Here is an 8,092-nt window from a genome sequence, read left to right on the forward strand (position 1 = left end):
TTTTCAGACGGCCTTTTAAAAAATACATCAAGGCCGTCTGAAAATAAAATGCACTTTAATGAATAAATAAAACCCATGTTCAAAAACGCCCTTTCCTTAAACCTAGCCAGCATTTTCGCTCTGATTGTGCTGTTTTTCATCAGCCTGTCGGTCGGCGTGGCCAGTTTCGATTGGCGCAATCTGTTCGATATGTCCGACAGTATGCAACTGATGTGGGTGAGCCGCTTGCCGCGCACGTTTGCGATTGTGTTGACCGGCGCTTCGATGGCGGTGGCGGGCATGATTATGCAGATTTTGATGCGCAACCGTTTTGTCGAACCGTCGATGGTGGGCGCGAGCCAGAGCGCGTCTTTGGGTTTGCTGCTGATGGCATTGTTTGTACCGTCGGCCGCCCTATTGGTGAAGATGTCGGCGGCAGCAGTAGCAGCGATGGTGGGGATGCTGGTGTTTATGGCGCTCATCCGCCGACTGCCGCCGACCGCGCAATTGATGGTGCCGCTGGTGGGGATTATTTTCGGCGGTGTGATTGAATCGGTGGCGGTGTTTATCGCATATGAAACCGATATGCTGCAAATGCTGACCGTGTGGCAGCAAGGTGATTTTTCAGGGGTGTTGCTGGGGCGTTATGAATTGCTGTGGCTCACCGGCGCATTGGCGGTGTTTGCCTACCTGATTGCCGACCAGCTCACCATCATCGGCTTGGGCGAAACGGTCAGCGTGAACCTGGGCTTAAACCGCAATACCATTTTGTGGGTGGGTTTGATTATCGTGGCGCTGATTACCTCGCTGGTGGTGGTGACGGTGGGCAATATTCCGTTTATCGGCTTGGTTGTGCCCAACATCATCAGCCGCCTGATGGGCGACAAGCTGCGCCAAAGCCTGCCGGCGGTGGCCTTGATGGGCGCATCGCTGGTGTTGCTGTGCGACATTATCGGCCGCTTGGTGGTGTTTCCGTTTGAAATTCCGGTATCGGTGATTTTCGGCGTAGCCGGTACGGTGTTATTCTTAGGTTTATTGTTGAGAAAACCTGCCCATGCCGTCTGAAACGTTTCAGACGGCCTACCTAAAGAATACCGAATATGCACACCGATCACCTGCTTCATATCGACAAACACCACATCTGGCACCCTTACACGTCCATGACCGAGCCATTGCCGGTCTATCCGGTGGCGCGTGCCGATGGCGTGATGATCACGCTTTCAGACGGCCGTCGCTTGGTTGACGGTATGTCTTCGTGGTGGGCGGCGCTGCACGGCTATAATCACCCACGTTTGAATGCAGCTGCCACTTCGCAATTGGAACAAATGAGCCACATCATGTTTGGCGGTTTGACCCACGAACCGGCGGTGCAGCTGACCGAATTACTATTACGCATTCTGCCGCCTTCGTTGAACAAGGTTTTTTATGCCGACAGCGGCTCGGTGGCGGTTGAAGTGGCCATGAAAATGGCACTGCAATACCAGCAAGCCATCGGGCAACCTGAGCGCAACCGTTTTGCCGCCATTCGAGCAGGCTATCACGGTGACACTTGGCATGCGATGTCGGTTTGCGATCCGGTCACCGGTATGCACGGTTTGTTTGGTAGCAGCTTGCCGGTGCAATATTTTCTGCCGCAACCTGCCGTCAAATTCAATGAACCGTGGCGTGATGAAGCCATCGAGCCGTTGCGCGACCTGCTGGCGGCACACGGCCACGAAATCGCCGCGCTGATTGTGGAGCCGATTGTACAAGGCGCGGGCGGCATGTATTTTTATTCGCCGGTTTACCTGCAAAAAGCGCGCGAATTGTGTTCGGCGCATGGTGTGTTGCTGGTGTTTGATGAAATCGCCACCGGCTTTGGCCGCACCGGTAAGCTGTTTGCGATGGAACACGCCGACACCGTGCCCGATATTGTCTGCTTGGGCAAAGCACTCACGGGCGGCTACCTCACACTTTCGGCCACCATTACCACCACCCAAGTGGCTAAAACCATCTCATCAGGCGCGGCTGGCTGCTTTATGCACGGCCCAACCTTTATGGCCAATCCGCTGGCCTGCGCCGTGGCCGCCGAATCGGTTGCCATGCTGCTGGAAAGCCCGTGGCAAGAGCACATTGCCCGCATTGAAGCGCAATTGCGGCAGGATTTGGCAGTTGCCACCGAATGGGCATGCGTGGCTGAAGTGCGCGTGCTGGGTGCCATCGGCGTGATTGAAATGAAGGCACCGGTCAATATGGCTTCGTTGCAAGCGCGGCTGGTGGCGCATGGTGTTTGGGTGCGGCCGTTTGGCAAACTGGTTTATCTGATGCCGCCGTTTATCATCACGCCGGATGAATTGACCCGATTAACCGACGGCCTGCTGGCTGCTTTGGCGGAGGAATACGGTGCAACACTTTAAACACGCGCTGGACGAATTAAAAGCCCAAGACCGTTTGCGCCGTCTGCCCGATTTACCGCAGCAAGGCCGCTATATTGTTTCAGACGGCCTCAAGTTGCTGAATTTATCGTCTAATGATTATCTCGGGTTGGCGCACGATGAAGCCTTACGGCATGAATTTTTAGCAAGCGATGCCTGCTGCGAGCAGCTGTGGTCGTCCTCTTCATCACGGCTGCTGACCGGCGGTTTTCCAATTTATCAGGAGTTGGAAGCGCTGTTGGCCACGCGTTATCAGCGTGAAGCGGCTTTATTGTTCAACAGCGGCTATCATGCCAATGTCGGTATTCTGCCGGCGCTAGCCGACAAAAAAACGCTGATTTTGGCCGATAAATTGGTACACGCCAGCCTGATTGACGGTATCCGCTTAAGCGGCGCCGATTATCTGCGCTACCGCCACAATGATTACGCCCAGCTTGAACACCTGCTCGAACAACGCGCCGCCGATTACCGCTGCGTCATCATCGTGACCGAAAGCCTGTTCAGCATGGATGGCGACACGGCCGATCTACCACATTTGGTGCGCCTGAAAAAACGGTATGACCATGTATTGCTGTATGTCGATGAAGCCCATGCGGTCGGCGCATATGGCGAAACCGGCTTGGGCTTGGCAGAAATGCAGGGCTGCGTGGCCGACATCGACATCTTAACCGGCACATTCGGCAAGGCGTTGGCTTCGGTGGGCGCGTTTGCCGTGTGCAGTGGTTTAATTAAGGAATACTTGACCAACCACATGCGCACTTTGATTTTTTCCACCGCCCTACCGCCAATCAATATGGCGTGGACGCATTTTATCTTCCAGCAGCTGCCCGAAATGAAAGCGCGTAGGAAGCGTTTGGCCGCACTCAGCCAACGTCTGCGTGAAGCGGTGGCAACGCATTACCCGTCGCCCATGTTGGCAGAGGCAAACAGCCACATTATTCCGTGTGTACTCGGCAGCAATGAAGCGGCGGTCAAGCAGGCGAGAACATGGCAACAGCAGGGCTATTACTGTCTGCCGATTCGTCCGCCTACCGTGCCGCAAGGCAGCGCACGCGTGAGGCTGTCGCTCACGGCCGACATCAGCGACGATGAATTAAACGGGTTTATCCAAACCCTAAACACAACGACCACCTAAAATCATAACAGGCCGTCTGAAACATTATGAAAAGAACACAAGCACCATGCACACCCGATTGATTTCCCGCCCGAATGCGGACACGCTTTTGGTTTATTTCGCCGGCTGGGGCACGCCCGACAGCGTGGCGGAAGCCTTGGCACCGGCCGATGCCGATATTTTGTTGTGCAGTGATTACCGCGACACCGCTTTAGCGTTTGACTTCAGCCGCTACCGCCGCATCGGCGTGTTGGCATGGTCGATGGGCGTTTGGGTTGCCGAGCGTGCCATGCAGGGCGTGACCGTGGATTGGGCGATCGCCGTCAACGGCACGGGCTTGCCCTATAATGACCAATTCGGCATTCCCTGCGCCGTGTTCGACCAAACCTTAGCCCGCTTCGATGAGCGCAACCGCGCCAAATTCGAGCAGCGCATGTGCGCCGATGCCGACAGCTTGGCGCACTACCGCCAACTTGACGGCCACCACAGCCACGACAGCCTGCATGAAGAATTGCAGTTTCTGCATCAGGCCGTGCAAGCCGACCGCCGCACCAATTTGCTGACTTGGCACGAAGCATGGATAGGTACGCGCGACCGCATTATTCCGGCGGCCAACCAATCGGCCTACTGGCAATCGCGCTGCCCCATCGTCGAATTTGACGGCGGCCATTATCCACATCTGCATTGGCCGCGTTGGGATGCGGCCACATGATGCCCGACAAACAGCGCATCGCCGCGCGTTTTGCCGCCGCCACGCCGCATTACGACCGCCATGCCGAAGCGCAAAAAATCATTCATGGCGAGCTGGATAAATGGTTGGCACTTTATGCACCCGAACGTGTTGCCCAAATACTGGAAATCGGCTGCGGCACCGGCTTATTCAGCCGCCTGTTGGCACAACGTTTCCCGCAGGCAAAGCTGGTGTTAAACGATTTGAATGCCGCTTGCGCACCAGATTGGCCAGACAACAGGCCGTCTGAAACGGAATACCGTTTCGGTGATGCCGAAGCCATCGATTTAGGCAGCGGCTACGACATCATTGCTTCCGCTTCCGCGCTGCAATGGCTGGCGCAACCTGATGCGTTTATCCGACGCACAGCGCAGATGTTGGTTTCAGACGGCCTGTTGTTGTTTAACACGTTTACGCCCGACAATCTGCACCCCATCCGCGCGCTGACCGGCAGCGGCCTGCATTACCCAACGGCGGCACAATGGGCAGATTGGTTGCAACGCGACTACGACATTTTGGCGATTGAGCAGCGCACAATTACGCTGGCTTTTGACACCCCGCGCGATGCCTTGCGCCACCTGCAATACACCGGTGTCACCGCTACCCATACCGACTTTGTGTGGACGAAACAGCGCCTGCACACCTTTGAAACGCAATACCGCGCGCACCATGCCTTGGCGGATGGTCGGGTCGGCTTGGATTACACGCCGCTTTATATTACCGCACGCAAAAAATAAACCGCCTGCCGTATTCAAGAAGGCCGTCTGAAACACCAGCGGCACACAGCGAGCAAAGGAAAATGATGGGAAAAGTATTGTTTATCAGCGGCATCGACACCGATGTCGGCAAAACCGTGGCCACCGGCGTATTGGCCAAACAATTGGCCGCACAAGGCCACCGCGTGATTACGCAAAAATGGTGCAAACCGGCTGCACAGGATTATCGGCCGATTTGCAGACACACCGCCACATTCAAGGCATAGATTGGCTGCCCGAAGACCTCGACGGCACCACCTGCCCTTATGTGTTCGCGCATCCGTGTTCGCCGCATTTGGCCGCCGCTTTGGAACAAACGGAAATTGACGACCAGCGCATCACCGCCGCCACCGAGCAATTGGCCGCACATTATGATTATGTCTTGCTCGAAGGCGCTGGCGGTTTGGCCGTGCCTTATCGTGACGATACAACCACGCTGGATTACATCGCCCGGCAAGGCTATCCGGTGGTATTGGTGACTTCCGCCAAGCTCGGCAGCATCAACCACACGCTGTTGAGTTTGGCCGCCTGCCATATGCGCAGCATCACCTTGGATACCGTGGTTTACAACCATTACCCATGCAGCGACGAACTGATTAAAGAAAACACACGCCGCTATTTACACGCGTATTTGGCCGCCCATTTTCCGCAAGCAAAATGGATGGATTTGGCGTTTACCGAATGGTAGGCCGAAACGTTTCAGACGGCCTCAACCCATATTAACGATTAACCCCACCAATTAGACGATTTTGATGAACGCGCCTACTGTTCCCCTTTCACAACCAAGCAGCAACAAACCGCTGTGGCTGGCTTTTGCCCTGCTCATCGGCTGCTGCGCCCTGTTTTTGACCTACAACGTCAACGGCAACTGGGATTTCGCCCTGCCCCTGCGCCTGACCAAACTGGCCGCATTGCTGCTGGTCGCGTATGCCGTCGGCGTGTCCACCTTATTGTTCCAAACGCTGACCAACAACCCGATTCTCACGCCCTCGATACTCGGCTTTGATGCGCTGTATGTGTTTTTGCAAACCTTGCTGGTGTTTGTGTTGGGTGGCGTTGGTTTCACTTCGCTGCCGATATTGGGCAAATTCTCGCTGGAATTGGTGCTGATGATGGGCGGCTCAATGCTGCTGTTTGCCACCCTGATGAAACAGGGCGGCCGCGATTTGGCGCGCATGATTTTGATCGGCGTGATTTTCGGCATTCTGTTCCGCAGCTTGGCATCATTGTTGCAGCGCATGATTGACCCCGAAGAATTTGCCGTGGCGCAAGCTTACACCTTTGCCTCGTTCAACAGCGTCAATCCGCAACTGATTACCATCGGCGCGGTGGTGCTGCTGGCCAGCGTGGTGTTTATCTGGCGCGAACGCCACCGCTTGGATGTGTACATGCTCGGACGCGATCAGGCGATTAATTTGGGCATCCACTATTCGCGCAACACACTGTGGCTGCTGCTGTGGATCGCCGCGCTGGTCGCCACCGCCACCGCCGTGGTCGGCCCCGTCAGCTTCTTCGGCCTGTTGGTCGTGGCGCTGGCCAACCATTTTGCCCCCAACATGAAACACGCCGTGCGCCTGCCGATGACGTTTTGCACCGCCGGCATTTTACTGGTCGGTGGCCAAACCTTGTTCGAGCATTTCTTGGGCATGCAGGCCGTATTGAGCGTGGTAGTCGAATTCGCCGGCGGCTTGGTGTTTTTATATTTGATTTTGAAGAAAAAGCCTTAATTTAATCGAATAACCAAACGCCCAATCCTATTTTAAAAAATCATCAGACGAACCGAATCCATGATTAAAATCCAAAATGTCAGCCACAAAATCGGCAACAACCTTATTTTAAACGACGTCTCCCTCGATATTCCGCAAGGCGGCATTACTGCGCTGATTGGCCCCAATGGTGCGGGCAAATCGACACCGCTGTCGTTTATGGCGCGTTTGCAGCCGCTGACGCAGGGTAAAATCAGTTACAACGGCCAAGACATCACTACCACACCAACGGCCGAGCTGGCCAAAACCCTGTCGATTCTGACGCAGGAAAACAGCATCATGAGCCGCATTACCGTGCGTGATTTGCTGATGTTCGGGCGTTATCCGTATCACCAAGGCAGGCCGTCTGAAGAATGTAAAGCGATTGTGGAAAAAGCATTGCACCGCTTTCAGCTGGAATCATTTGCCAACCGCTACCTAACTGAACTCTCCGGCGGCCAACGCCAGCGCGCCATGATTGCGATGGTGTTCTGCCAAAGCACGGATTATGTATTACTCGATGAGCCGCTGAACAATCTCGATATGTATCACGCCCGCTCGCTGATGCAGCTTTTGCAACACCTAACCCACGAACACCAGCGCACAACCGTTGTGGTGTTGCACGACATCAACCAAGCTGCGGCTTATGCGGATTATGTGGTGGCGATGAAAAACGGCCAAGTCGCTATGCAAGGCACGCCGAACGATGTGTTTACCAAAGAAAATATTCTGGATTTATTTGATATGGATGTGGACGTATTGGATTACGAAGGGAAAAAATTGGTGGTGCATCACGTGTAATGCGGATCACTGAATCAAGGCCGTCTGAAAGATATTTTTTCAGACGGCCTTTTCATTGACTTTTGATTTTTGATACGGCAGAATAAGACCTAATAAAAGACCTATTAATGATTTCTTTAAAAGCCCTATTTTTCCATCTTGCCTAAACTAAAACAACCATTCTTGAGTAAGGCACCATGGTGTACTAAAGGAAACCAATATCATGACTAAACCTATTCACAGCCGTTTTGTTGCCAGTATTAGTGACTTGAAAAAAAATCCTATGGAAACCGTGAAAAGTGGGCAAGGTGATGTGGTCGCCATTTTAAATCGCAATACCCCTGCTTTTTACTGCATTCCTGCCGATTTATATGATGAAATCTTCGAAATTTTAGAAGACCAATACCTAATGCGTGTCGCAATGGAACGGGATAACGAACCCTCCATTGAGGTATCTGTAGATGACTTATAAATTAGGGGCTTAGGAAGCAAAAATATTAAATTGGGTTATTTCGAAGCATCTTCATTAATATTTTACCTAAATCTTCATGCCGGTGGTTAAACCTAAACTCCGT

The 8,092-nt window shown here is 53.7% G+C and carries 8 protein-coding genes and 2 pseudogenes; 9 read left to right on the forward strand and 1 reads right to left on the reverse strand.

Annotation, left to right across the window (positions count from 1 at the left end; translation table 11 throughout):
- The first annotated feature begins 75 nt into the window (after positions 1–75).
- The 9 genes and pseudogenes from CRG49_RS05875 (at position 76) to CRG49_RS05915 (ending at position 7,989) form a co-directional block, all read left to right on the forward strand.
- A complete protein-coding gene (locus CRG49_RS05875) occupies positions 76–1,044 on the forward strand; it encodes an ABC transporter permease (RefSeq protein WP_095501912.1) in 969 nt (322 codons plus the stop codon).
- Between the two features lie 35 nt (positions 1,045–1,079).
- On the forward strand, positions 1,080–2,375 hold the full coding sequence (gene bioA, locus CRG49_RS05880) for an adenosylmethionine--8-amino-7-oxononanoate transaminase (protein WP_095501913.1): 1,296 nt from the start codon (positions 1,080–1,082) through the stop codon (positions 2,373–2,375).
- The gene (locus tag CRG49_RS05885; protein ID WP_095501914.1) at positions 2,362–3,528 is read left to right on the forward strand and encodes an 8-amino-7-oxononanoate synthase; all 1,167 of its coding nucleotides are present in this window, start codon (positions 2,362–2,364) and stop codon (positions 3,526–3,528) included. The genes bioA and CRG49_RS05885 overlap by 14 nt, the downstream gene beginning before the upstream one ends.
- A 46-nt stretch (positions 3,529–3,574) precedes the next feature.
- The gene (locus CRG49_RS05890; protein WP_095501915.1) at positions 3,575–4,219 is read left to right on the forward strand and encodes a DUF452 family protein; all 645 of its coding nucleotides are present in this window, start codon (positions 3,575–3,577) and stop codon (positions 4,217–4,219) included.
- Positions 4,216–4,974 carry a malonyl-ACP O-methyltransferase BioC gene (bioC, locus tag CRG49_RS05895; RefSeq protein ID WP_095501916.1) on the forward strand — a complete coding sequence of 253 codons (759 nt, stop codon included), beginning with the start codon at positions 4,216–4,218 and terminating at the stop codon, positions 4,972–4,974. Before CRG49_RS05890 ends, bioC begins: the two co-directional genes overlap by 4 nt.
- A 65-nt stretch (positions 4,975–5,039) precedes the next feature.
- Positions 5,040–5,680, forward strand: a pseudogene (bioD, locus tag CRG49_RS05900) (dethiobiotin synthase).
- Positions 5,681–5,744: 64 nt separating this feature from the next.
- Positions 5,745–6,719: an iron chelate uptake ABC transporter family permease subunit gene (locus CRG49_RS05905; RefSeq protein WP_095501918.1), complete on the forward strand. Its 975-nt coding sequence runs from the start codon at positions 5,745–5,747 to the stop codon at positions 6,717–6,719.
- Between the two features lie 60 nt (positions 6,720–6,779).
- Complete coding sequence (locus CRG49_RS05910) at positions 6,780–7,538, forward strand: ABC transporter ATP-binding protein (RefSeq protein WP_095501919.1); 759 nt, start codon at positions 6,780–6,782, stop codon at positions 7,536–7,538.
- Between the two features lie 202 nt (positions 7,539–7,740).
- Positions 7,741–7,989 carry a type II toxin-antitoxin system Phd/YefM family antitoxin gene (locus CRG49_RS05915; protein ID WP_095501920.1) on the forward strand — a complete coding sequence of 83 codons (249 nt, stop codon included), beginning with the start codon at positions 7,741–7,743 and terminating at the stop codon, positions 7,987–7,989.
- Positions 7,990–8,014: 25 nt separating this feature from the next.
- Here the strand turns inward: CRG49_RS05915 and CRG49_RS05920 are convergent.
- Positions 8,015–8,092 (reverse strand): annotated as a pseudogene (locus tag CRG49_RS05920) (IS1595 family transposase); the annotation flags it as partial.

This window comes from Neisseria sp. N95_16, from assembly GCF_002551535.2.
GTDB classification, from domain to species: domain Bacteria; phylum Pseudomonadota; class Gammaproteobacteria; order Burkholderiales; family Neisseriaceae; genus Neisseria; species Neisseria brasiliensis.